This window comes from Streptomyces sp. NPDC048507, from assembly GCF_043199995.1.
Lineage (GTDB): Bacteria > Actinomycetota > Actinomycetes > Streptomycetales > Streptomycetaceae > Streptomyces.
The window spans coordinates 407490-428764 of record NZ_JBICWZ010000004.1; the positions used below are offsets into that span (position 1 = coordinate 407490).

At 74.0% G+C, this 21275-nt stretch carries 21 protein-coding genes; 16 read left to right on the plus strand and 5 right to left on the minus strand.

What is annotated here, in order from left to right; translation table 11 throughout:
* Position 1 precedes the first annotated feature (1 nt).
* A complete protein-coding gene (locus ACGFXC_RS14900) occupies positions 2-466 on the plus strand; it encodes a heat shock protein transcriptional repressor HspR (protein WP_393712810.1) in 465 nt (154 codons plus the stop codon).
* A 152-nt stretch (positions 467-618) separates the two neighbouring features.
* On the opposite strand, the gene ACGFXC_RS14905 is transcribed toward ACGFXC_RS14900, so the two are convergent.
* The gene (locus ACGFXC_RS14905; RefSeq protein ID WP_393712812.1) at positions 619-1650 is read right to left on the minus strand and encodes a helix-turn-helix transcriptional regulator; all 1032 of its coding nucleotides are present in this window, start codon (positions 1648-1650) and stop codon (positions 619-621) included.
* Positions 1651-1734: 84 nt separating this feature from the next.
* On the opposite strand from ACGFXC_RS14905, the gene ACGFXC_RS14910 reads away from it, so the two are divergent.
* Together ACGFXC_RS14910 and ACGFXC_RS14915 are read left to right on the plus strand one after the other, a co-directional pair.
* Positions 1735-2031, plus strand: a complete 297-nt coding sequence (locus tag ACGFXC_RS14910; protein ID WP_393712814.1) for a hypothetical protein — start codon at positions 1735-1737, stop codon at positions 2029-2031.
* Entirely contained in the window at positions 2031-2345 is a 315-nt protein-coding gene (locus ACGFXC_RS14915; protein ID WP_267088552.1) for a (2Fe-2S)-binding protein, read from the plus strand. The genes ACGFXC_RS14910 and ACGFXC_RS14915 overlap by 1 nt, the downstream gene beginning before the upstream one ends.
* A gap of 186 nt (positions 2346-2531) precedes the next feature.
* Here ACGFXC_RS14915 and ACGFXC_RS14920 read toward each other — a convergent pair whose 3' ends face one another.
* Positions 2532-2936 carry a pyridoxamine 5'-phosphate oxidase family protein gene (locus tag ACGFXC_RS14920; RefSeq protein ID WP_393712816.1) on the minus strand — a complete coding sequence of 135 codons (405 nt, stop codon included), beginning with the start codon at positions 2934-2936 and terminating at the stop codon, positions 2532-2534.
* 123 nt (positions 2937-3059) lie between these two features.
* Here ACGFXC_RS14920 and clpB point away from each other — a divergent pair, with 123 nt between their 5' ends.
* Positions 3060-5666: an ATP-dependent chaperone ClpB gene (clpB, locus tag ACGFXC_RS14925; protein ID WP_393712818.1), complete on the plus strand. Its 2607-nt coding sequence runs from the start codon at positions 3060-3062 to the stop codon at positions 5664-5666.
* A gap of 160 nt (positions 5667-5826) precedes the next feature.
* Complete coding sequence (locus ACGFXC_RS14930; RefSeq protein WP_393712820.1) at positions 5827-6369, plus strand: YbjN domain-containing protein; 543 nt, start codon at positions 5827-5829, stop codon at positions 6367-6369.
* Positions 6370-6382: 13 nt separating this feature from the next.
* On the opposite strand, the gene ACGFXC_RS14935 is transcribed toward ACGFXC_RS14930, so the two are convergent.
* On the minus strand, positions 6383-7510 hold the full coding sequence (locus ACGFXC_RS14935; protein WP_393712822.1) for a hypothetical protein: 1128 nt from the start codon (positions 7508-7510) through the stop codon (positions 6383-6385).
* 95 nt (positions 7511-7605) lie between these two features.
* Positions 7606-8805: a pyridoxal phosphate-dependent aminotransferase gene (locus tag ACGFXC_RS14940; protein ID WP_393712824.1), complete on the minus strand. Its 1200-nt coding sequence runs from the start codon at positions 8803-8805 to the stop codon at positions 7606-7608.
* 268 nt (positions 8806-9073) lie between these two features.
* Between ACGFXC_RS14940 and ACGFXC_RS14945 the strand changes: the two genes are divergently transcribed.
* The 10 genes from ACGFXC_RS14945 (at position 9074) to ACGFXC_RS14990 (ending at position 19373) form a co-directional block, all read left to right on the plus strand.
* Positions 9074-9289: a hypothetical protein gene (locus ACGFXC_RS14945; protein ID WP_393712826.1), complete on the plus strand. Its 216-nt coding sequence runs from the start codon at positions 9074-9076 to the stop codon at positions 9287-9289.
* A 214-nt stretch (positions 9290-9503) separates the two neighbouring features.
* Complete coding sequence (locus ACGFXC_RS14950; protein ID WP_393712828.1) at positions 9504-10022, plus strand: DUF2617 family protein; 519 nt, start codon at positions 9504-9506, stop codon at positions 10020-10022.
* A gap of 101 nt (positions 10023-10123) precedes the next feature.
* Complete coding sequence (locus tag ACGFXC_RS14955) at positions 10124-11767, plus strand: polyamine aminopropyltransferase (RefSeq protein ID WP_393712829.1); 1644 nt, start codon at positions 10124-10126, stop codon at positions 11765-11767.
* Between the two features lie 71 nt (positions 11768-11838).
* The gene (locus ACGFXC_RS14960; RefSeq protein WP_393712831.1) at positions 11839-12696 is read left to right on the plus strand and encodes an SRPBCC family protein; all 858 of its coding nucleotides are present in this window, start codon (positions 11839-11841) and stop codon (positions 12694-12696) included.
* 19 nt (positions 12697-12715) lie between these two features.
* A complete protein-coding gene (locus ACGFXC_RS14965; protein WP_393712832.1) occupies positions 12716-13504 on the plus strand; it encodes an aldose 1-epimerase in 789 nt (262 codons plus the stop codon).
* Between the two features lie 21 nt (positions 13505-13525).
* Positions 13526-14065 (plus strand): orotate phosphoribosyltransferase, encoded by a 540-nt coding sequence (pyrE, locus tag ACGFXC_RS14970; protein WP_393712834.1) that lies wholly within the window; start codon positions 13526-13528, stop codon positions 14063-14065.
* Between the two features lie 263 nt (positions 14066-14328).
* Positions 14329-15351, plus strand: coding sequence for a class II fructose-bisphosphate aldolase (gene fbaA, locus ACGFXC_RS14975; RefSeq protein ID WP_393712836.1), 1023 nt, complete (start codon positions 14329-14331; stop codon positions 15349-15351).
* A 274-nt stretch (positions 15352-15625) separates the two neighbouring features.
* A complete protein-coding gene (locus tag ACGFXC_RS14980; RefSeq protein ID WP_393712837.1) occupies positions 15626-16411 on the plus strand; it encodes a ScbR family autoregulator-binding transcription factor in 786 nt (261 codons plus the stop codon).
* An 83-nt stretch (positions 16412-16494) separates the two neighbouring features.
* On the plus strand, positions 16495-17334 hold the full coding sequence (locus ACGFXC_RS14985) for a BTAD domain-containing putative transcriptional regulator (RefSeq protein WP_393712839.1): 840 nt from the start codon (positions 16495-16497) through the stop codon (positions 17332-17334).
* Positions 17335-17450: 116 nt separating this feature from the next.
* Positions 17451-19373: a helix-turn-helix domain-containing protein gene (locus ACGFXC_RS14990; RefSeq protein WP_393712841.1), complete on the plus strand. Its 1923-nt coding sequence runs from the start codon at positions 17451-17453 to the stop codon at positions 19371-19373.
* A gap of 28 nt (positions 19374-19401) precedes the next feature.
* On the opposite strand, the gene ACGFXC_RS14995 is transcribed toward ACGFXC_RS14990, so the two are convergent.
* Positions 19402-20589, minus strand: a complete 1188-nt coding sequence (locus ACGFXC_RS14995; RefSeq protein WP_393712842.1) for an IS701 family transposase — start codon at positions 20587-20589, stop codon at positions 19402-19404.
* Between the two features lie 257 nt (positions 20590-20846).
* On the opposite strand from ACGFXC_RS14995, the gene ACGFXC_RS15000 reads away from it, so the two are divergent.
* Positions 20847-21260, plus strand: coding sequence for a DUF3151 domain-containing protein (locus tag ACGFXC_RS15000; protein ID WP_393712844.1), 414 nt, complete (start codon positions 20847-20849; stop codon positions 21258-21260).
* The last annotated feature ends 15 nt before the right edge of the window (positions 21261-21275 follow it).

Sequence of the window (21275 nt, forward strand, 5' to 3'; positions counted from 1 at the left end):
CATGGACGGCCGCCGACGACAGACCCGTTTCGGCAGTGGTGCGTACCAGCTGACCGACGAGACCCCGGTCTACGTCATCTCGGTGGCCGCCCAGCTGTCGGGCCTGCATCCGCAGACCCTGCGCCAGTACGACCGGCTCGGCCTGGTCTCCCCGGACCGGACGGCCGGCCGCGGCCGGCGCTACTCCGCCCGGGACATCGAGCTGCTCCGCACGGTGCAGGCGCTGTCCCAGGACGAGGGCATCAATCTGGCGGGAATCAAGCGGATCATCGAACTGGAGAACCAGGTGGCCGCGCTCCAGCAGCGCGTCGCCGAGCTCGCCAGCGCGGTGGACGGGGCCGCGGCCACCCTCAAGGCCCGCGAGGCCCAGGTGCACGCCTCCTACCGGCGCGACCTGGTCCCGTACCAGCCGCCGCAGCCGGGCAGCGCGCTGGTCGTCTGGCGTCCCAAGCGCCCGATGGACTGACGCCGCCCGCACCCGGCGCAGGCCCCCGTACGACCCGTACGGCCCGTTCGGCCCTGTAAGAACCTGCACGCGCGAAGGCCCCGCCCGAAATCCCGGGCGGGGCCTTCGCGCGTCGCGCGTCACGGGGCCGTGGGCGGCCCTGTACGGCCCCCTCAGGGCTCCGGGAGGTCCGGGGGGCCCTCGGTGTGCAGGATCCCCGACTGGGCGATGAGGTAGCCCAGCTGGGCCCTGCTGCCGCTGCCCAGGGCGGTGGCCAGCCGGGCGATGTGCGCGCGGCAGGTCCGCACGTTCATCCCCAGCCGGCGCGCGATGGCCTCGTCCACGTGCCCCTCGATCAGCAGCTGGGCGATGGAGCGCTGCACGCCGGAGATCCCGTCGGGCATGTGCGTGTACGTGACCTCGTCGCTGAGCGGCACGGCCCGCCGCCACAGCTGCTCGAACACCTTGATCAGGTAGTCGACCAGCCCCGGGTGGCGGAGCTCCAGCGCCACCCGCCGGTCGTCGCTGACCGGGATGAAGGCCACCGTGCGGTCGAACACGATGAGCCGTTCGATCAGCTCCTCCAGGGTGCGGATCTCCACCTTGCCCGCCGAGATCCGCTCCACGTAGGCGAGCGTGCCCTGGCTGTGCCGGGCGGTGTGCTGGTAGAGCGTGCGGATGCTCACCCCGCGGTCGATCAGCGGGGCGTCGCGTTCCAGCGCCTCGCTGAGGGCGTAGGAGGGGCGGGCCCCGCCCGGCTGGACCGTCAGCATCTCCGTGTGGCACTCGGCCGTCGCCAGGTCCAGCGCGGCGTTGATCTGGTCGAATCCCTCCAGGACGGTGATGGCGTGGGTGTTCGAGGGGTTCTGCGCGCTGATGGTGAGGAACGGCTCGAATGCGTCGGTGAGGTCGATCGCGCTGCGCCGCCGGTCCTGGATCTCGCGTTCCAGGGGCTGGAGCCGCTGCGCCAGGGCGATGGCGGGCGGAACCGCCCGGAGCTGGTTCGCGTCATCCGGGTCGGGGCGCAGGAGGGCGAATTCAAGCAGGCAGGGAACGTTTTCCACCTCGCTGCGCGGCACCCGTCCGGTGCTCAGCGCCGCCGCGTAGAGCCGGGCTCCCTCGTCGCACATCGATGTCACGGGGTGGGGATGTGTCGGGTTTGTGTCGCTTATGGGCAAATCTCCACCCCCCAGGGTCCTGAACATGCAAGAACATGATGCATCGTCCCTGTGGCCGTAACGTGCCTGAATGAGCCATGGTCTGACATGCGGGGGAGAGGATTCCATCAAGTGAGGACGAAGCCGACCATGTACAAGAGAATGCTTCGCTCGGCGCTTGCCGTTGTTTTCTCCGCTGTTGCGGTCTTTGGGGCAGTCGGCGCTGTCAACGGCGACGCGGGGGGTGCTCTGGCCGACAGCGGTTGGAACGTCGCGCCGACGGACAGCGGCAGGGACGCCAGGCCCGCGGGCAAGACGGACAGCGGCTGGAACACCGTGGCGGACGGTGAGCTCGACAGCGGTTGGAACGTCGTGCCGACCGTCCAGTCCGACAGCGGCTGGAACGCCGCACCCGCGACGGTCGCCTGATGACCCCCGACGACCGCGACTTCCGACGTGAGATGGCTTCCGCCTACCGGTCCGGCTGGCAGTTCATCGACCTTGCGACCGCCATCCCCTACGCGGGCGACTCGCTGATGGTCACCCTCTTCGGCCAGCCGATCGTCGTCGTGCGCGAGGAGGACGAAGACGTCCGCGCCTACCGCTGTCTGCGCCGCCCCCGGGGCGCACCGCAGCCCGTCCGCTGCGAGGTGCGGTACGGAATGGTCTTCGTCAACCTCGATCAGCGCGATCACCAGCTCTTCGAACCCGACATCACCGCCGCCACCCCCCGCAGTGCCTGAGGCGATTCCCCCGTCGTTGCAGATCGCCCCAGGTGCTTCCCCCACACAACGGCGCCATCGTGGACCTGACCACGATGGCGCCGTTGTGATGTCCGCGTCCAGGGGCCGGACCGGTCCGCCGCATGAGGATCCGGTGAGAACGCCCTGCCGGCCGGCCGGGCCGCCCCGTCCGCCCCGGCGGCCCCTTCAGGCCCGGCCCATCGCCCGGTCCAGGGTGATCTCCAGTACGACCCGGTCCGGGTTGGGCGAGGGCGTGCGCCCGTACCGCTCCGCGTAGCGCGCCACCGCGTCGGCGACCGACGCCTCGTCCGTACGGACCACCGCGCGCCCCTCCAGGGTGGCCCAGCGCCGGCCCTGCATCTGGCAGACCGCCGCCCGCGCCGAACCGCCCGGCGCCGCGAGCACGTTGCGCACCTTCTTGCTGTGCCGGTTGCTGATCACCCGGGCCAGCCCGGCCGCGGGGTCGTACGTCACGCCCACCGGCACCACGTGGGGCGTGCCGTCCGGGCGCGGGGTGGTCAGGGTGCAGACGTGCCGTTCCTGCCAGAAGGCGAGGTACTCGGGCGTCGGATTGAGTACGTCATGGGACATGCGCCGAAGCGTACGAAACTCACCTTGAGTGGAATAGACTCAAGTTTGCAGACGCTGAACGTGTCATAGTCGAGAAAAAGCGGTGCGCGGCGCGCGCACCCCGCCGGAGAGGAGAGCCACGGAGTGGACGCCGAGCTGACGAACAAGAGCCGCGACGCCCTGAACGCGGCCACCAGCAGGGCCGTCAAGGACGGCCACGCCGACCTGACCCCCGCACACCTGCTGCTGGCACTGCTCGCCGGCGAGGACAACGAGAACGTCACCGACCTGCTCGCCGCGACCGACGCCGACCAGGCCGCCGTCCGGGCCGGCGCCGAGCGGCTGCTCGCCGCCCTGCCCAGCGTCACCGGTTCCACCGTCGCGCCCCCGCAGCCCACCCGCGAGCTGCTCGCCGTCCTGGCCGAGGCCGACGCGGAGGCCGGCAAGCTCGGCGACGACTACCTCTCCACCGAACACCTCCTCATCGCGACCGCCGCCAAGGGCGGGGCCGCCGGTGAGGTCCTTTCCGCCCAGGGCGCGACCGCGAAGAAGCTGCTGTCCGCATTCGAGAACGCACGAGGAGGACGGCGGGTGACCACCCCCGATCCCGAGGGCCAGTACAAGGCCCTGGAGAAGTTCGGCACGGACTTCACGGCGGCCGCCCGCGAGGGCAAGCTCGACCCCGTCATCGGCCGCGACCACGAGATCCGGCGCGTTGTCCAGGTGCTTTCGCGCCGTACGAAGAACAACCCGGTGCTCATCGGCGAGCCCGGCGTCGGCAAGACCGCCGTGGTCGAGGGCCTGGCCCAGCGCATCGTCAAGGGGGACGTCCCCGAGTCCCTGAAGAACAAGCGGCTCGTCTCCCTCGACCTCGGCGCGATGGTCGCCGGCGCGAAGTACCGCGGCGAGTTCGAGGAACGCCTCAAGACCGTCCTCGCGGAGATCAAGTCCAGCGACGGCCAGATCATCACCTTCATCGACGAGCTGCACACCGTCGTCGGCGCGGGCGCCGGCGGGGACTCCGCCATGGACGCGGGCAACATGCTCAAGCCCATGCTGGCCCGCGGCGAACTGCGGATGGTCGGCGCGACCACCCTGGACGAGTACCGCGAGCGCATCGAGAAGGACCCGGCGCTGGAGCGCCGCTTCCAGCAGGTCCTGGTCGCCGAGCCGAGCGTCGAGGACACCATCGCGATCCTGCGCGGGCTCAAGGGCCGCTACGAGGCCCACCACAAGGTCGTCATCAACGACAGCGCGCTCGTCGCCGCCGCCACCCTCTCCGACCGGTACATCACCTCCCGCTTCCTGCCCGACAAGGCCATCGACCTCGTCGACGAGGCCGCCTCCCGGCTCCGCATGGAGATCGACTCCTCGCCCGTCGAGATCGACGAGCTCCAGCGCTCCGTGGACCGGCTGCGGATGGAGGAGCTGGCCCTGAAGAACGAGTCGGACGCCGCCTCCCGCGAGCGCCTCGACAAGCTGCGCAAGGACCTCGCGGACCGCGAGGAGGAGCTGCGCGGCCTGACCGCCCGCTGGGAGAAGGAGAAGCAGTCCCTGAACCGGGTCGGCGAGCTCAAGGAGCGCCTGGACGACCTGCGCGGCCAGGCCGAGCGCGCCCAGCGCGACGGGGACTTCGACTCCGCCTCCAAGCTGCTCTACGGGGAGATCCCGGCCCTGGAGCGCGAGCTGGCCGAGGCCACCGAGGAGGAGGCGGCCACCAAGGCCGGCGGGGGCGCCGCCGCCAAGGACAGCATGGTCAAGGACGAGGTCGGCCCCGACGACATCGCGGACGTGGTCGGTGCCTGGACGGGCATCCCGGCCGGCCGGCTGCTGGAGGGCGAGACCCAGAAGCTGCTGCGCATGGAGGACGAGCTGGGCCGCCGGCTGATCGGCCAGGGCGAGGCCGTACGGGCCGTCTCGGACGCCGTGCGCCGCACCCGCGCCGGCATCGCCGACCCGGACCGCCCGACCGGCTCGTTCCTCTTCCTGGGCCCGACGGGCGTGGGCAAGACCGAGCTGGCCAAGGCCCTCGCGGACTTCCTCTTCGACGACGAGCGGGCCATGATCCGCATCGACATGTCGGAGTACGGCGAGAAGCACAGCGTGGCCCGGCTCGTCGGCGCCCCGCCCGGTTACGTGGGCTACGAGGAGGGCGGCCAGCTCACCGAGGCCGTCCGGCGCCGCCCCTACTCCGTCGTCCTCCTGGACGAGGTGGAGAAGGCCCACCCGGAGGTCTTCGACGTCCTGCTCCAGGTCCTCGACGACGGCCGGCTCACGGACGGCCAGGGCCGCACCGTGGACTTCCGCAACACCATCCTGGTCCTGACCTCCAACCTGGGCAGCCAGTACCTGGTGGACCCGGCGACCTCCGCCGAGGACAAGAAGGCCCGCGTCCTGGAGGTGGTCCGGGCGAGCTTCAAGCCGGAGTTCCTCAACCGCCTCGACGACCTGGTGGTCTTCTCCGCCCTCACCCGCGACGAGCTGGCGCACATCGCGGAGCTCCAGATCGGCCGCCTCGCCCGGCGCCTCGCCGACCGGCGCCTGCACCTGGACGTCACCCCCGCGGCCCTGGCCTGGCTGGCGGACGAGGGCAACGACCCGGCGTACGGCGCCCGCCCCCTGCGCCGCCTGATCCAGACGGCCGTCGGGGACCGGCTGGCCCGGGAGATCCTCTCCGGCGAGGTCAAGGACGGCGACACCGTCCGCGTCGACGTGGCCGGCGACGGCCTGCTGGTCGGCAAGGCGCTCTGAGCGGGGCCGTCCGGGCGGGGGCCGGGCCCGCGCCCGGGCGCCCGCGCGTACCCCCTCCCGCGTCCCCGTGTCCGCCCGGAGCGGATCGGGGGTGCGGGGGTGGACACGGAGTGGGAGCGATGGTGGAGGATGGCTGTATCCGCACGAAGGGAAGTACACGGTGAGCATCGACCCGGCCTCGATTCCGAACTTCGGGGGTCAGCCCGAACCGCAGGCCACAGGACCGGCGGGCCCCGTCGTCCCCGACCAGGATCTGGTCAAGCAGCTCCTGGAGCAGATGGAGCTCAAGTACGTCGTCGACGACGAGGGTGACCTCGCGGCGCCGTGGGAGGACTTCCGGACGTACTTCATGTTCCGCGGCGAAGACGAGCAGCAGGTCTTCTCCGTGCGGACCTTCTACGACCGCCCCCACGCGATCGACGACAAGCCGCAGCTGCTCGAGTCGATCGACGACTGGAACCGCCGCACCCTGTGGCCGAAGGTCTACAGCCACACGCACGACGACGGCTCCGTCCGGCTGATCGGCGAGGCGCAGATGCTGATCGGCACCGGCGTCAGCCTGGAGCACTTCGTGTCCTCCACGGTCAGCTGGGTCCGCGCCTCGATCGAGTTCGACAAGTGGCTCGTGGAGCAGCTCGGCCTGGAGAAGGACGTCGACTCCGCGGAGGGCGACGACACGGCCGAGGGCGACGGGACCAACTAGTCGCCGGCGGCCCTCACAGGGGTACCCGCGCCACCAGGAGCAGGTACGCCCCGTAGCCGTACGAGAGCCCGGCCGCGCACCCGGTCACCACGACCGCGGTGCGCGGCCGGGCTCTCGCCATGACGGCCGCCAGCGGCAGCAGCAGCGGGAACGCGGGCAGCAGGAACCGCGGCTTCGACTCGAAGAACCCCGCGCCGCCGAAGGTGATCACCAGCAGGGTCCCGGTGTAGGCGAGCAGCGGCAGCGGGGCCCGTTCCAGTACCAGCGCCGCCGCGAGCAGCCCCGCCGCGGCCAGCACGGCCACCGTCACGGTGGTCGCGAGCGGCACGTGCCCGCCGGTCAGCACCGTCCCGGCGGACCGCATGGCCCCGACGCCGAAGTCGAAGCGCGAGCCCCACTGCCGCTGCACGGCGAAGTAGCCGAGCGGCTCGCCGCGGGCCGCCCCTACGGCCAGGACGTACGCGGCCCAGCCCGCCGGGGCCAGCAGCCCGGCCGCCCACACGCCGGGTGCGCGGCCGCCCCGCAGCGCCAGCTCCCGCACCGCCAGCGCCGTCACCGCGGCGGCCACGGCGATCCCGGTGGGCCGGGTCAGCCCGGCGAGCACCGCCAGGGCCGCGGCGACGGCCCAGCGCCCGCGCAGCAGGGCGTACAGGGCCCAGGCGGCGAGGGCGCAGAGCAGGGCCTCGGTGTAGGCCAGGGTCAGCACCACGGCGTGCGGAAGGGCCGCCCACAGGCCGACGAGCAGCACCCCGGCCCGGGCCCCGAGCAGGTGCTCCCCGACCCGGTACACGCCGACGGCGGCCACCGCGGCGGCCGTCCAGGCCACCGCCAGCCCGGCGGGCGCGGTGGCCCCGGCCAGCCGGACCAGGGCGGGGTAGAGCGGGAAGAAGGCGTGGTCGCTCTGGATGGAGCCGTCGGCCCACATCTGGGTCCGGCCGTAGCCGTGGGCGGCGATGGCGAGGTACCAGACGGAGTCCCAGGAGCTCCCGAGCACCCGTACCGGGCCGCGCCCGTCCCACCAGGACCCGGCGGCCAGCACCAGCACGCCGGCCCCGCGCACGGCCGCGAACACGCCGAGCGCGACGAGGGCCGCCGGGGCCGTGGTCGCCCGCACCGGCGGCCGCAGGGACACCGTCGTCATGTTCCGCCCGGCTTTCCCGTGCCCGCGCGGGCCGCTCCTCGCAGGCTGCGTCCGGCGGGCAGTTCCAAGGTCTTCGGTCCCCCTCCGGCGCCACCCTACGAGGCCGCGGCCCCCAGACGCCCGAGGCGGGCCACGGCCTCCTCCAAAACATCCGTCCGCTTGCAGAAGGCCCAGCGGACCTGGGTGGCGCCGGCGGACTTGTCGTCGTAGAAGACCTGGTTCGGGATGGCGACGAGGCCGCAGCGCTCGGGCAGGGCGCGGCAGAAGGCCAGGCCGTCGCTCTCGCCGAGCGGGGAGACGTCGGTGGTGACGAAGTACGTGCCCTGCGGGCGGAAGACCTCCAGCCCGGCGGCGGCGAGGCCGCCGGCGAGCAGGTCGCGCTTGGCGGCGAGGTCGGCGCGGAAGCCGTCGTAGTAGGCGTCGGGCAGGGCGAGGGCCTCGGCCACGGCGTACTGGAAGGGGCCCGAGGCGACGTAGGTGAGGTACTGCTTCGCGGAGCGGACCGCGGTGACCAGGGCGGGCGGGGCGGTGATCCAGCCGACCTTCCAGCCGGTGAAGGAGAAGGTCTTGCCCGCGGAGGAGATGGTGACGGTGCGTTCGCGCATGCCGGGCAGGGAGGCCAGCGGGGTGTGGCCGCCCTCGAAGACGAGGTGTTCGTAGACCTCGTCGGTGACGACCAGGAGGTCGCGCTCGACGGCGAGCTCGGCGATGGCGGCCAGTTCGGCGGGGGTCAGGACGGTGCCCGTCGGGTTGTGCGGGGTGTTCAGCAGGAGCAGCCGGGTGCGCGGGGTGACGGCGTCGCGCAGGGCGTCCAGGTCGGGGCGGAAGGCGGGGGCGCGCAGGGTGAGCGGGACGCGGACGGCGCCGGCCATGGCGATGCAGGCGGCGTAGGAGTCGTAGAACGGTTCGAGGGCGATGACCTCGTCGCCGGGCTCCAGCAGGGCGAGCAGGGCGGCCGCGATGGCCTCGGTGGCGCCGGCGGTGACGAGCACCTCCGTGTCCGGGTCGTACGCCAGCCCGTAGAAGCGTCGCTGGTGGGCGGCGATCGCCTCGCGGAGCTCGGGGACGCCCGGGCCCGGCGGGTACTGGTTGCCGCGGCCGTCCCGGATCGCGCGGACGGCGGCCTCGGCGATCTCGGCGGGGCCGTCGGTGTCGGGGAAACCCTGGCCCAGGTTGATCGATCCGGTGCGGGCGGCCAGCGCCGACATCTCCGCGAAGATCGTGGTGCCGAAGGAGGCCAGGCGGCGGTTGAGGAAGGGGCGGCTGCTGTTCGCGGGTGCGCTCATGGGCGCCATCCTGGGGGGAACCTCTGGAGTTGCTCAAGTGTGCTTTGGCCGCCGTGGCCTGCGGGCATCCCCCCTGCACGCCGGGACATGGGGAGCCCGGGGCCCGGGGGACCGGGCGTCAGAGAGGGGGCGGGGACATGGTCCTCGTAGTCGTGATCATCGGAGTCGTCTTCGCGGGAATCGTCTGGATCGTCAAGAAGGCCGGGGGCGGCGGCAGCGGCAGCGGCGGCAGTGGCAGCAGCAGCAGCTGGTGGGCCGGCGGGGGCGGGGGCTCCTCGTGCGGATCCTCCTCGTCCTGCGGTTCCTCCTCCTCGTGCGGTTCTTCTTCCTCCTGCGGTTCGTCGTCCTCCTGCGGTGGCGGTGGCTGCGGGTCCAGCTGACACTGGAAGGGGCCTGCCGGACCTGCGTGAACGCGCGCTCCGGTGGGGACAACTTCCCCGGGGCGTCTTCTTGTTCGGGCCCGCACTGCGGCGTACGGGCGGCGTCCCGTTGAACACGTGAACTGTGTAGCCCCCGGTGGGATGTAAACCCCGTCAAGTTGGGTAAAAACGCTGTGAGTGCCGTGCCTTTCATGATTCCCTCGGTTGAGTAGACCAGTCCTCGGGCCTCCCTGGACTTCCTGTGGACCCGTGCCGGTGTCCCCCCACCCGTTGACTACCGCTGGCGGGCTCCGGCCCATCTCCCTCGCGCGTTTGCGGAGCCGACTCATGCTCACGACCCTCCAGACCACCTACACCGACACGCGTGCCGCCGATCTCGCCTGGGCCCTGGGACGGGAGCGGCTGCCCGCCCTTGCCGTGCTGAACCTCCAGCTCGCGGACGCGAAGGTGGAGTTGCGTCTGCTCGGAGCCTCCCACCAGGTGTTCCTGGAGGAGGGCGAGGTGCTCTGCTCGGAGACGGTCGCCTGCATGCCCGGCAGCAGTACGCCGCTGCCGCTGGGCGTGGCCAAGCGGGTGGGCGACTGGGAGTACGAGTTCGCCGCGCGGGTCGAGACCCTCTCCCGCGGCTCCTTCACCGGGCGGGCCCAGGAGTTGCTGGCCCTGGTCGCGGACCACCCGAACGGGCTAGCGGGCACCTTTCCCGGCGACGAACACGCCTTCACCGCCCTGCTCGCGCAGCGCTGCGAGGGGCAGGTGCGCTGGCGGACCTGGCACGCCTACCCGCAGGAGGGCCAGCTGGTGGCCACCCGCACCCGGGTCGGCGTACGGATGGGGGCGGCCGTCTAGGGCGGGTTGCGCGCCGATTGCGCCAACTGGCCGGATAAGTGCGCCAGTTGCACCCATGTGGGTGACAGGGTGTGCGCGGGCGGTGACGTACGGTTCGCTTCATGATCGACCGTTCCGCCCCCCGCGGGGTGCTCCCGGCGGCGGAGCCGCGGGGCGTGCAGACCGTCCCGGCCGCCGCCCTGCCCGTACGTGCACGGACCGGCCGACTCCTCGTCCTGGCCACGGTGTTCGTGTGCGCCGCCTGCGGACTCGTCTACGAGCTGGAGCTCCTCGCCCTCGGCTCGTACCTCATCGGCGACTCCGTCACCCAGGCGTCCGTCGTGCTGTCCGTCATGGTCTTCGCCATGGGCGTCGGCTCCCTGCTCGCCAAACACCTGCGCGCCCGGCCCGCCTTCGGCTTCGGCGCGATTGAGGCCGCCCTCGCCCTGCTCGGCGGATTCTCCGCCATGGCCCTGTACGCGAGCTTCGCCTGGCTGGGGGAGTCCCGCCCGGCGCTCGTCGGCTTCTCCTTCGCCATCGGCGTGCTCATCGGCGCGGAGATCCCGCTGCTGATGGTCCTCATCCAGCGCATCCGCAGACAGGACGCCGGCGGCGCCGTCGCCGACCTGTTCGCCGCCGACTACGTGGGCGCCCTCGTGGGCGGCCTCGCCTTCCCCTTCCTGCTGCTGCCGATGGTCGGCCAGCTCACCGGCGCGCTGCTCACCGGCACGGTCAACGCGGTCGCCGGGGGCGGCCTCGTCCTGTGGCTGTTCCGGTGCGACCTCAGCCGCCGCTGCCGTTGGCTGCTGATCGCCGCCAACGCCACCGTCCTCGCCGTCCTCGCCTGCGCGACCCTGCTCGCCGACGACTTCGAACGGATCGCGCGCACCGCCGTCTACGGCGGGGAGGTGCGGGTCGCCGTCCAGACCGGCGTGCAGGAACTGGTGCTGACCGGCCCCGCCACCGGCTCCCCCCGCTCCCTCGACCTCTACCTCGACGGCCGCCTGCGGGTCTCCGGCTACGACGAGTACCGCTACCACGAGGCCCTGGTGCACCCCGCGATGACCGGGCCGCACGCCCGTGTCCTGGTCCTCGGCGGGGGCGACGGGCTCGCCGCCCGCGAGGTGCTGCGCTACCGGGACGTCGCCTCCGTCACCGTCGTCGAGCTCGACCCCGGCGTCGTCCGGCTCGCTCGCACCGACCCGATGCTCTCCGTGCTCAACGGCCGCGCCTACGAGGACCCGCGGCTGGCCGTCGTCACCGAGGACGCCTTCCGCTGGCTGCGCGGTCCCGCCGCCCGCGCCCGCTTCGACGTCATCGTCTCCGACCTGCCCGACCCGGGCATCACCCCGAGCACGAAGCTCTACTCGCAGGAGTTCTACGGGCTCGCCGCACGGGCCCTGAACCCCGGCGGGCGCCTCGCCGTGCACGCCGGGCCGCTGACCACCCGGCCGCGCACCTACTGGACCGTCGACGCCACCCTGCGCGCCGCCGGGCTGCTGACCACCCCCTACAGCGCGGGCGGCCGGCTCTCCGGCTTCGCCGCCGGGCCCGACCGCACGGCGGGCGCCACCGGCTCGCCGACGCAGGACTGGGGCTACGTGCTCGCCGCCCGCGAGAAGGTCCCCGAACTGCGCGTGGACCGCGACACGCCCGCCCTGCGCGCGGTGTCCACCCGCTCCCTGCAGGACTCCGCCCGCGACATCGCCCGGACCCGTCCGGCCGGGCTCCCGCCCTCCACGCTCCCGCACCCGCGCTACTCCTGATCCCGGGCGGGCGGGCCCCGGAGCCGTCGTGTCCGTGTGCGCGGACGGGTCCCGTCGGTAGGCTCGACCACATGGAGCATCAGGTGTTCGTTCCGGTACCGGCAGACGATCTCCGCGCAGTGCTGCGCGACCCCGCCCGGGTGGCCCGCTGCGTTCCCGGCCTCCAGCAGGACGCCGACGCCGGACCGCCGGCCGGACGGCTCAAGGTGCGGGTCGGCGGGCACACCGTGACCTACCGCGGGGCGCTGGCCCTCACCGAGCCCGAACCCGGCCGCTTCGAGGCCGTCGGCGAGGGCGCCGAGGTGCGCGGCAGCGGCACCGTCGCGCTCCGGATCGGGCTGCGGCTGGTCCCGCACGAGGGCGGCACCCGGCTGGAGTTCACCGCCGGGGCCGAGGCCAAGGGGCGGGCCGAGGGCTTCGATCCGGGGGCCACCGTCACCGCCGGGCGCCGTCTGCTGGACCGGTTCGCCGCCAATCTGGCGGGCGCCTGCGCGCCCGAGCGCGAGCAGCCGCACGACCCGGTGGCCGAGGCCGAGGAAGCGGAGGAGGCCCGGGGGACGGGGGAGCCGGGCGAGGACGTCACCGAGGTCACCGCCTCCGTGTTCGACACCGAGGTACCGCCGCCCGCCCTCGACCCCGCCCTCGACCCCTTCCTGAGCGGGGAGCCCGCCGCGGACGGCGCCCCGGGCGCCCCCGGGGGACCCGATGCTCCGGCCGGCCCCCCGGCCGAGGCCGCGCACGCCCGCCGCACGATGATCGGCCGCAGCGCCGAGGAGGTCGACCACCTGCCCCCGCGCGGCCGCTACGCCCCCGTCCCCGCCCCCTCCGCCGCCGGCGCGGGAGCCGGGATGCGCTGGGTCGCCCCGGCCGCGGCACTCGCCCTGGCCTCGGCCGTCGTGGTCGGACGGGCGTTGCGCCGCCGCCGCTGACGGGCCGTAGGGTCGCGGTATGAGTACGCGACTGAGCGCCGGCGGCGCCGAGATCACCATCGACCCGGAGAACGGCTGCCGGATCGCCGGCCTGCGCGTCGACGGCACCGAGCTGCTGCGCCAGGGCCCGCACTTCGGGGCCTTCCCGATGGTCCCCTGGTGCGGCCGGACGGCGAACGGGCGGTTCCGCGACGGGGCGACCGTCCACCAGCTGCCCCTGAACCACCCGCCGCACGCCATCCACGGCTTCGGCCGGGACGCGGCCTGGCAGCCCGCCGGGGCGAGCGGGACCCGGGCGGCCTTCGTCTACGACCTGGCCGACCCCTGGCCCTACGCCGGCCGGGTGACGCAGGTCTTCGAACTCACCGAGGACGCGCTGACGCTCACCATGGGCGTGGAGACGTACGGGGACTCCTTCCCGGCGCAGGCGGGCTGGCACCCCTGGTTCAACCGCGTCCTCGAACCCGGCGGCCCCGAGGCGCAGATCGGCTTCGCGCCGCAGTGGCAGGAGGAACGCGGGGAGGACCACCTGCCCACCGGCCGCCGCACCGACCCGAAGCCGGGCCCCTGGGACGACTGCTTCGGGATGCCCGGCGGCGTCGACGTCACCCTCACCTGGCCCGGCCGCCTGGAGCTGAAGGTGACCAGCCGCGCCGAATGGGTGGTGATCTACGACGAGCAGCCCGAGGCCGTCTGCGTGGAGCCCCAGTCCGGCCCCCCGAACGGTCTGAACACGCTCCCGCGGCTGGTCACGCCCGTCGACCCGCTGGAGATCTCCAGCACCTGGACCTGGCGGCGGCTCCCGTAGGGCGCAATTAAGCTCGGGGGCATGACTGACGTACGCGATGCGCTTCTGCAGCAGATCAAGGACAAGGCCGTCGTGCACGGCAAGGTGACGCTCTCCTCCGGCAAGGAGGCCGACTACTACATCGACCTCCGCCGGATCACCCTCGACGGCGAGGCCGCCCCGATGGTCGGGCAGGTCATGCTCGACCTCACCGCCGACCTCGACTTCGACTGCGTCGGCGGCCTGACCCTGGGCGCCGACCCGGTCGCCACCTCGATGCTGCACGCCTCGGCCGCGCGCGGCGGGCGCCTCGACGCCTTCGTCGTCCGCAAGGCGCAGAAGGCGCACGGCATGCAGCGCCGCATCGAGGGCACCGAGGTCAAGGGCAAGCGCTGCCTGGTCGTCGAGGACACCTCGACCACCGGCGGCTCCCCGCTGACCGCCGTCGAAGCGGTCCGCGAGGCGGGCGGCGAGGTCGTCGCCGTCGCCACCATCGTGGACCGGGGCGCGGCCGACGCCATCGCCGCGGCGGGCCTGCCCTACCTGACCGGCTACCGCCTCGGGGACCTCGGCCTCGGCTGACCCGCCCCGCGCCGGGGACACGGGGAGCGTGCGGACAACTGGGGACCAAGGTCCCCGCGGCCCGGCTCACCGGGCCCTGACCTGCTCCTTTCCGGGTGGGTGGGGCGCTCCCCGCGAAGGGCTCCACCCGCGCCGGACCGGATGGCGAGACGGGTGGGCTGGAGTGTTGCGCCGAGTCTGGAAAGATGGGGGCGACGTCTGACGTCGCCCCCAGGTCAGGGCCCGCAATAAGCACACTCCCCGCACATCCAAGGAGCGGACAGATGCCCATCGCAACCCCCGAGGTCTACAACGAGATGCTCGACCGGGCGAAGGCAGGCAAGTTCGCCTACCCGGCGATCAACGTGACCTCGACCCAGACCCTGCACGCTGCGCTGCGCGGCTTCGCGGAGGCCGAGAGCGACGGCATCATCCAGATCTCCACCGGCGGTGCCGAGTTCCTGGGTGGCCAGTACAACAAGGACATGGTCACCGGCGCGGTCGCCCTGGCCGAGTTCGCGCACGTCGTCGCCGCCAAGTACGACATCACCGTCGCGCTGCACACGGACCACTGCCCGAAGGACAAGCTGGACGGCTACGTCCGTCCGCTCCTGGAGGTCTCCGCCGAGCGCGTGGCCCGCGGCCTGAACCCGCTCTTCCAGTCGCACATGTGGGACGGCTCCGCCGAGACCCTGGCCGACAACCTGGCCATCGGCCAGGAGCTGCTCGCCAAGGCCGCCGCCGCGAAGATCATCCTTGAGGTCGAGATCACCCCGACCGGCGGCGAGGAGGACGGCGTCAGCCACGAGATCAACGACGAGCTGTACACCACCGTCGACGACGCGCTGCGCACCGCCGAGGCCCTCGGCCTGGGCGAGAAGGGCCGCTACCTGCTGGCCGCCTCCTTCGGCAACGTGCACGGCGTCTACAAGCCGGGCAACGTCGTCCTGCGCCCCGAGCTCCTCAAGGACCTCCAGGCCGGCGTCGGCGAGAAGTACGGCAAGTCCTCGCCGTTCGACTTCGTCTTCCACGGCGGCTCGGGCTCCACGGCCGAGGAGATCGCCACCGCGCTGGAGAACGGCGTCGTGAAGATGAACCTCGACACCGACACCCAGTACGCCTTCACCCGCCCGGTCGCGGACCACATGTTCCGCAACTACGACGGCGTGCTGAAGGTCGACGGCGAGGTCGGCACCAAGTCCACCTACGACCCGCGCACCTGGGGCAAGCTGGCCGAGGCCGGCATGGCCAAGCGCGTCACCGCGGCCTGCGCGGACCTGCGCTCCACGGGCACCAGGCTGAAGTAACCCGCGCCGGGGGCGTCCGTCCCCGCCGAGGACCCGGGAAGGGGGTCCGCCGGTCCGCACCACGGACCGGCGGGCCCCCTTCCGCGCGGTCGCGGCCGGGTGGCCGCGCCGCGTTGGTCGCGCCGGGCCCGTGCGACGGGCCGTCGGGCCGGGCCTTTGTGACGGAGGCGGGGGGCTCCGGTGGACGGGCGGCCGCGCCATGGTGTGGAATCTACCCACAGAAACGTACCCGTGGGGATGTAATGCCGGCGGGCCAGGAGAGGCGACGCCAGACATGAGGACAGAGCGACCCCAGGTGAAGCAGGACCGGGCGGTGCGCACGCGTCGGGCGATCCTGGAAGCGGCGGCCGAGGTCTTCGAGGAGCACGGCTACGAGACGGCCAAGCTCTCCGACATCGTCAACATCGCGAAGGTCACCAAGGGCGCGCTCTACTTCCACTTCGACTCCAAGGAAGCCCTGGCCCAGGCCGTCATCGACGCGCAGAACGCCTCGCAGCCGGAGCTGGTCCCCCAGCCGTACAAGACCCAGGAGTTCGTGGACATCGGCATGGTGTTCTCGCACCGGCTGCGGCACGAGACGCTGATGCGGGCGAGCGCCCGGCTGACCCTGGACCACGCCGGCCGCCACCTCGACAAGGCCGCCCCCTACCAGGCCTGGATCGACCTGCACGTCGGTGTGCTGGAGGAGGCGGAGCGGCGCGGGGAACTGCTGCCCAACGTGGACCCGCTGGTGCCGTCGCGGCTGATCGTGGGCGCGTACGCGGGGCTGAACACCATGTCCCAGACGCTCCGGCTGGACCTGGACGCGCAGGTCTCCGAGCTGTACTCGCACGTCATGCCGAACGTGGTGGTGCCGGCCGTGGCGATCCGGCTCGACACCCGGCCCGGGCGGGGCGCGCGGGCGCTGTACGGGCCCGACGGGGGCCACAGCTGCCGGAGCGGCTGCCCGGGCGGGACGGCTCCGGCGGACGCCGGCGGGGCGGAGCCGGCCGCGGCCGCGCCCGTCGGAGCCGCTGCCGCCGGAGCCGCGTCCGTCGCCGACCGGGGGATCTCCGTCTGACGCGAGGACGGGACCCCGCCACCCCTTCCCTGAAAGATCCTTCCGGGTATTATTTTTCTGCTGCCGCCCAGGGGGAGAAGACTGTGGACATCGATGTGCTCGGACCACCGCGGGTCACCGAGAACGGCGTGCCCGTCACGGCCCCGACACCGGAGTCCCGGCACGTCCTGGCGGTGCTCGCCGCCTCTCCCGACCGGGTCGTACCGGTCGCGGTGCTCGCCGACGAGCTGTCCGGCCGGGTGCCGCCCGAGCACGCCCGGGCCGCCCTGCACGCCGCCGTACGCCGTCTGCGCGAGCGGTTCGCCGAGGCGCTGGGGACCTGCGGGGTACGGACCGCGGAAACGGTGCTCTCGTCACGTCCCGGCGGGTATCTTCTCGACACCGGCGGCGGCCGCTGCGACGTGCGGGAGTTCGAGCGCGAGGCGGGCGCCGGGTACCGGGCCATGAGCCGGGGCGACTTCGCCCGCGCCGCCTCCCGGCTGCGCCGCGCCCTGGACCTGTGGACCGGCCCCGCCCTGGACGGCGTCGAGGCGGGCCCCTGGCTCCGCGGCCGCATCGCGGCGCTCGACGCGGACCGGATCTCCGTACTCGGCCAGTGGGTCGAAGCGGAACTCGCGCTCGGCCGCCACCGCGAACTGCGCCTGGAACTGGCGGGCCTGCGCGGGGCGGGCGCCGGGCGGCCCGACGGCGCCTACCCGGACGCGCTGCGCCGGGCCGAGGCGCGGGCCCTGGCCGGCCGCCCCGCCTCCGGACCCCGCCTGGGCGGCGCGATCCGCCCGGCGGCCGGTCCGGGCCCGGCCGGTGGCGGCCGCCCCGGCTCCGGGCCGGCCCGCGCCGGAGGCCGGCCCGTGACGCCGGTGACGCCCGTGACGCCCGTGACGCCCGCCGCCGAGCGGGCGCTGGCCTGCGGCGCCCGCTGCTGACCGGCCGAAGACCGCGGCCGGCGCCGTCCGGGCGCGTCCTGCTTGACCCCCCGCCGGACGGAACCTAGGTTCGGGAGCCGGGCGCAAAACAGCTGGTCGGACGGGGGAAGGGCACCATGGGCGGGGACGACGGGGGCTCACTGGCCGTACTGGAACTGCTCGCGGCGGACGCCCCGCAGAGCCGCTACGACGCCCTGCTCGCCGAAGCCCACGGCGCGGGCGCCGGGGAGGCCGTCCTCGCCGAGCTCACCCGGGCCGTCGAGCTCGCCCGCACCGTCCGGGCCGGCGCGGCCCGCCGCAAGCAGCGCGAGGCCGCCCTCACCGCCCTCGTCGACACCGCGCACGACCTCACCTCCCCGTACGACATCGACGGCCTGCTGCGCCTGATCACCCGCCGGGCCCGGCGCCTGCTGGGCTTCGACATGGCGTGGGTCTCGCTCAGCCGCCCCGACGGGTCCGCGTACGTGCGCACCTCCGAGGGCGAGACCACCGCCTTCAACGTCGGCCTCGAACTCGGCACCGGCCGGGGCCTCGGCAGCATCGCCCAGGCCCGCCAGTCCCCGGTGTGGACCGCCGACTACCTCGCCGACCCGGCCATCGCCCACTCGCCCGGCATCGACGCCGTCGTCGCGGCGGAGGGCCTGCACGCGATCATCGCGGTCCCGCTGCGCCGCGGGGACTCCAGCCTCGGCGCGCTGTACGGATCCGACCGCTCCGTACGGCAGTTCACCCCGGACGAGATCGGCATCATGCTCTCCCTCGCCGACCTGGCCGCCGTGGCCATCGAGAAGGCCCGGCTGCTGGAGCAGACCCGCGACGAGGTCACCGAGCTGGAGGCCTTCGGCTCGCGCACCAACACGGCCCTGACCCGGGTCCGTTACCTGTGGGAGTGCCACGCCCGGCTGGCCGGGCTGGTCCTGGACGGGGCCGGGCTGCCCACCGTGGCCCGCGCCACCGCCGACGCGCTGGACGGGGTCCTCCAGGTACGGGATCCGGGCGGGCGGCCGCTGACCGCCACCGGCGAACTCCCCGGCCTGGACGAGGAGACGGTGACCAAGGGGGCCCTCCAGGCGCTGACCGACCGGCGGCCGCTGCGGCTGCCGGACGACCTGTGGCTGGCTCCCGTCCTGGCCGGCGCGGAGGACCTCGGGGTGCTGCTGCTGCGCGCCTCCGCGCCGCTCGCCGACGAGGACGTACGGCTCCTGCAGCTGGCGGCCCAGTCCGTGGCCTGCCTGATGCTGATCCAGCGCGGTACGGCCGCCGCCGAAGGTCCCGTGCACGACGAGCTCCTGGCCGACCTGCTGGAGCGGCCGCACTCCGTCGACCCGCACCTGCTGGAGCGCACCCGACGGCTCGGCATCGACCTCGACCGCCCGCACGTGGTGGTCGTCGCCCGGCCCGAGGGCGGCGAACTGGGCAAGGCGCTCGCCTGGGCGTCCTCGTACGCGTACCGGATGGGCGGCCTCAAGGGCGTCCGCCGCGGCTGCATCGTCCTGGTGCTGCCCGGCGCCGACGCCTCGGCCGCGGCCCACCGGGCCTCCGGCGAACTCTCCCCGCTGCTGGGCCACGCCGTGTCCACCGGCGCCGCCGGACCCACCGGGGGCCCGGGGGAGGTGGCCCGCGTGTACGCCGAGGCGGTGCGCTGCCTGGACGCGCTGACCGCCCTGGACGGGGTCGGCGGCACGGCCTCGCTGAGCGACCTGGGGTTCCTCGGGCTGCTGCTGTCCGCCGACCACGACGTGGAGTCCTTCGTGGCCCGCACCATCGGCCCGGTCCTGGAGTACGACGCCGACCGGCTGACGGAGCTGACCCGCACCCTGGAGGCCTACTTCGCCGCCGGGTCCAGCCCCACCCACGCCGCCGAGAGCCTGCACGTGCACCCCAACACCGTCTCCCGCCGCCTGGAGCGCATCGCCGAACTGCTGGGCCCGCACTGGCAGAAGCCCGCCCGGGCCCTGGAGATCCAGCTGGCCCTGCGGCTGCGCAAGGCCCGCACGGTCCTGCACGACCGCCGCACGGCGGCGCACCGCCCCGGCTGACGGGAGCCCGGCCCGCCCCGGCGCGCGGCTACGCCGTCAGGGCGCGGGCGGCGTGGGCGACCGACGCCAGGGTGACGTGCCGGTGCCAGCCGGGCAGGGCGCGGCCCGCGAAGTCGCGCAGCCCCGCCTCGCGGCCGGTGCGCCCGGCGGCGGAGCCGACGCGCAGCCCCTGCTTCGTCAGCCGCAGCAGCGGGCCGACGGGCAGGCGTACGAGGTCGGTCACCCACAGCTGCGACGGGGCGCGGCGGGGATCCGTCCACTCGCCGACCAGCAGCAGGTGGCGGCGGCGGGACGGGGCCGGGTCGGGCATCATCACCCGCACCGCGACGGCGAGGGTGCTGCGGTGCCGGCCGCCCGGGTGCGCCGGGTCCGGGTCGGTCCACTCCACCGGCGTGCACAGCCCGCGCACGGACTGGAGGATGTCCCGGGCGCCGCGGGGGCCCGCGCCGTGGCCGGGCAGTGCCGGGTCGGTGACGAGCAGCGGGGTCGCCGGATCCGCCCGGGCGATGACCGGCACCCCGGCCTGCGCGAAGCGGTTCATCGTGGACCGGGTGCCGATGCGGTGGACGTCCAGCACCACCGGCCGGGGGGCGCCCGCGGCGCGGCGCACGGTGTCGAGCACGGCGGCCGTCGCGGACTGCGCGTAGGCGGCGTCCTCGTACGGCCCGCGCTCGGCGGGCGGGCGCGGGGCGGCGCCCTCCGCCTCGGGCAGGAACATCCGCCACCCGACCGGCGTCACCAGCGAGGACGAGGCGAACCAGGTGCCGAAGGCCTGCTGGCCGCGGAACATCTGCCCCAGGTGCGGGTCGAAGCGGTGCGCCACGCCCACCGAGTGCTCGCCGCCCTTGGGGATCGCCATCGGCTGCGCCACCCAGGCGGTCAGCGGGGTGGTGGCCTCCAGGTACCCGGCGAGGGCGTCGCGCAGCGGTTCCCAGTCCCAGGTGGAGCCGGAGATGAAGTGGTGGGTGCTCTGCTCGGCGGCGCCCCCGCCGACCTGCGCGGCGATCCCGCGCATCGACTTGCGGCCGGGCAGGGCGAGCAGCCCCCGTACGTACTGGCGGCCCTTCTCGCGCTGGTCCTTGCGGCGCAGGGGGGCGAGGACGGTGTCGCAGAGGTCGTCGGCCATGGCGTAGGCCGGGTCGGGTCCCTGCTCCGGGCGCGGGTCCGTGGCCCGGAGCGGGTCCGGGTCCAGGCCGGTGACGGTGCTGCTGCTCATGATCGTTGCCACGACATCCCCCTAGGCGTGCATCGACTGCACCCCCACGTTCCGCCGTCCGCCCCCCTGCGGGGGAGGTGCCCCGGCCACCGCACTTCCCCGCAACGTGGTGGGCGCGCCACCACCCCGGTCCGCCGCGGCGGACGCTCCGGTACGGGAGCCTGGGCGACGCCGGGGTCCGCGGGGGCGGGGAATTGCGGCGGTCCGTCAAGTCGGCCGGGACCGCGCCCGTCCGGCCCATCGGACACACTGGGGCCATGTCGATTCACCAGAACCTGCTCGGGGGCCCGGCCCCCACCCACCTGCCCGACGAGCCCGCCCCCCGCGAGGCCCTCGCCGCCGGGACCGACCCGGCCGAGGTGGCCGCCGCCCACCCGACCTCGTCGCTGGCCTGGGCGGCCCTCGCCGACCGCGCCTTCGCGGCGGGCCACACCGTCGAGTCGTACGCGTACGCCCGCACCGGCTACCACCGCGGCCTCGACTCGCTGCGCCGGGCCGGCTGGAAGGGCCACGGCCCGGTGCCGTGGGAGCACGAGCCGAACCGCGGCTTCCTGCGCGCCCTGCACGCCCTGGCCCGGGCGGCCGGGGCCATCGGGGAGAAGGACGAGCACGCGCGCTGCTCGACCTTCCTGCGCGACTCCTCGGCGACGGCCGCGGACACGCTCGCATAACCGTAGGCGTTCGCC

Bases quoted from the DNA above. Each gene is read 5' to 3' on its own strand.
- ACGFXC_RS14900 (WP_393712810.1), top strand. From the start codon at position 2: ATGGACGGCCGCCGACGACAGACCCGTTTCGGCAGTGGTGCGTACCAG.
- ACGFXC_RS14905 (WP_393712812.1), bottom strand. From the start codon at position 1,650: ATGTTCAGGACCCTGGGGGGTGGAGATTTGCCCATAAGCGACACAAAC.
- ACGFXC_RS14915 (WP_267088552.1), top strand. From the start codon at position 2,031: ATGACCCCCGACGACCGCGACTTCCGACGTGAGATGGCTTCCGCCTAC.
- ACGFXC_RS14920 (WP_393712816.1), bottom strand. From the start codon at position 2,936: ATGTCCCATGACGTACTCAATCCGACGCCCGAGTACCTCGCCTTCTGG.
- ACGFXC_RS14935 (WP_393712822.1), bottom strand. From the start codon at position 7,510: ATGACGACGGTGTCCCTGCGGCCGCCGGTGCGGGCGACCACGGCCCCG.
- ACGFXC_RS14940 (WP_393712824.1), bottom strand. From the start codon at position 8,805: ATGGCGCCCATGAGCGCACCCGCGAACAGCAGCCGCCCCTTCCTCAAC.
- ACGFXC_RS14950 (WP_393712828.1), top strand. From the start codon at position 9,504: ATGCTCACGACCCTCCAGACCACCTACACCGACACGCGTGCCGCCGAT.
- ACGFXC_RS14955 (WP_393712829.1), top strand. From the start codon at position 10,124: ATGATCGACCGTTCCGCCCCCCGCGGGGTGCTCCCGGCGGCGGAGCCG.
- ACGFXC_RS14960 (WP_393712831.1), top strand. From the start codon at position 11,839: ATGGAGCATCAGGTGTTCGTTCCGGTACCGGCAGACGATCTCCGCGCA.
- ACGFXC_RS14965 (WP_393712832.1), top strand. From the start codon at position 12,716: ATGAGTACGCGACTGAGCGCCGGCGGCGCCGAGATCACCATCGACCCG.
- pyrE (WP_393712834.1), top strand. From the start codon at position 13,526: ATGACTGACGTACGCGATGCGCTTCTGCAGCAGATCAAGGACAAGGCC.
- fbaA (WP_393712836.1), top strand. From the start codon at position 14,329: ATGCCCATCGCAACCCCCGAGGTCTACAACGAGATGCTCGACCGGGCG.
- ACGFXC_RS14980 (WP_393712837.1), top strand. From the start codon at position 15,626: ATGAGGACAGAGCGACCCCAGGTGAAGCAGGACCGGGCGGTGCGCACG.
- ACGFXC_RS14990 (WP_393712841.1), top strand. From the start codon at position 17,451: ATGGGCGGGGACGACGGGGGCTCACTGGCCGTACTGGAACTGCTCGCG.
- ACGFXC_RS14995 (WP_393712842.1), bottom strand. From the start codon at position 20,589: ATGAGCAGCAGCACCGTCACCGGCCTGGACCCGGACCCGCTCCGGGCC.
- ACGFXC_RS15000 (WP_393712844.1), top strand. From the start codon at position 20,847: ATGTCGATTCACCAGAACCTGCTCGGGGGCCCGGCCCCCACCCACCTG.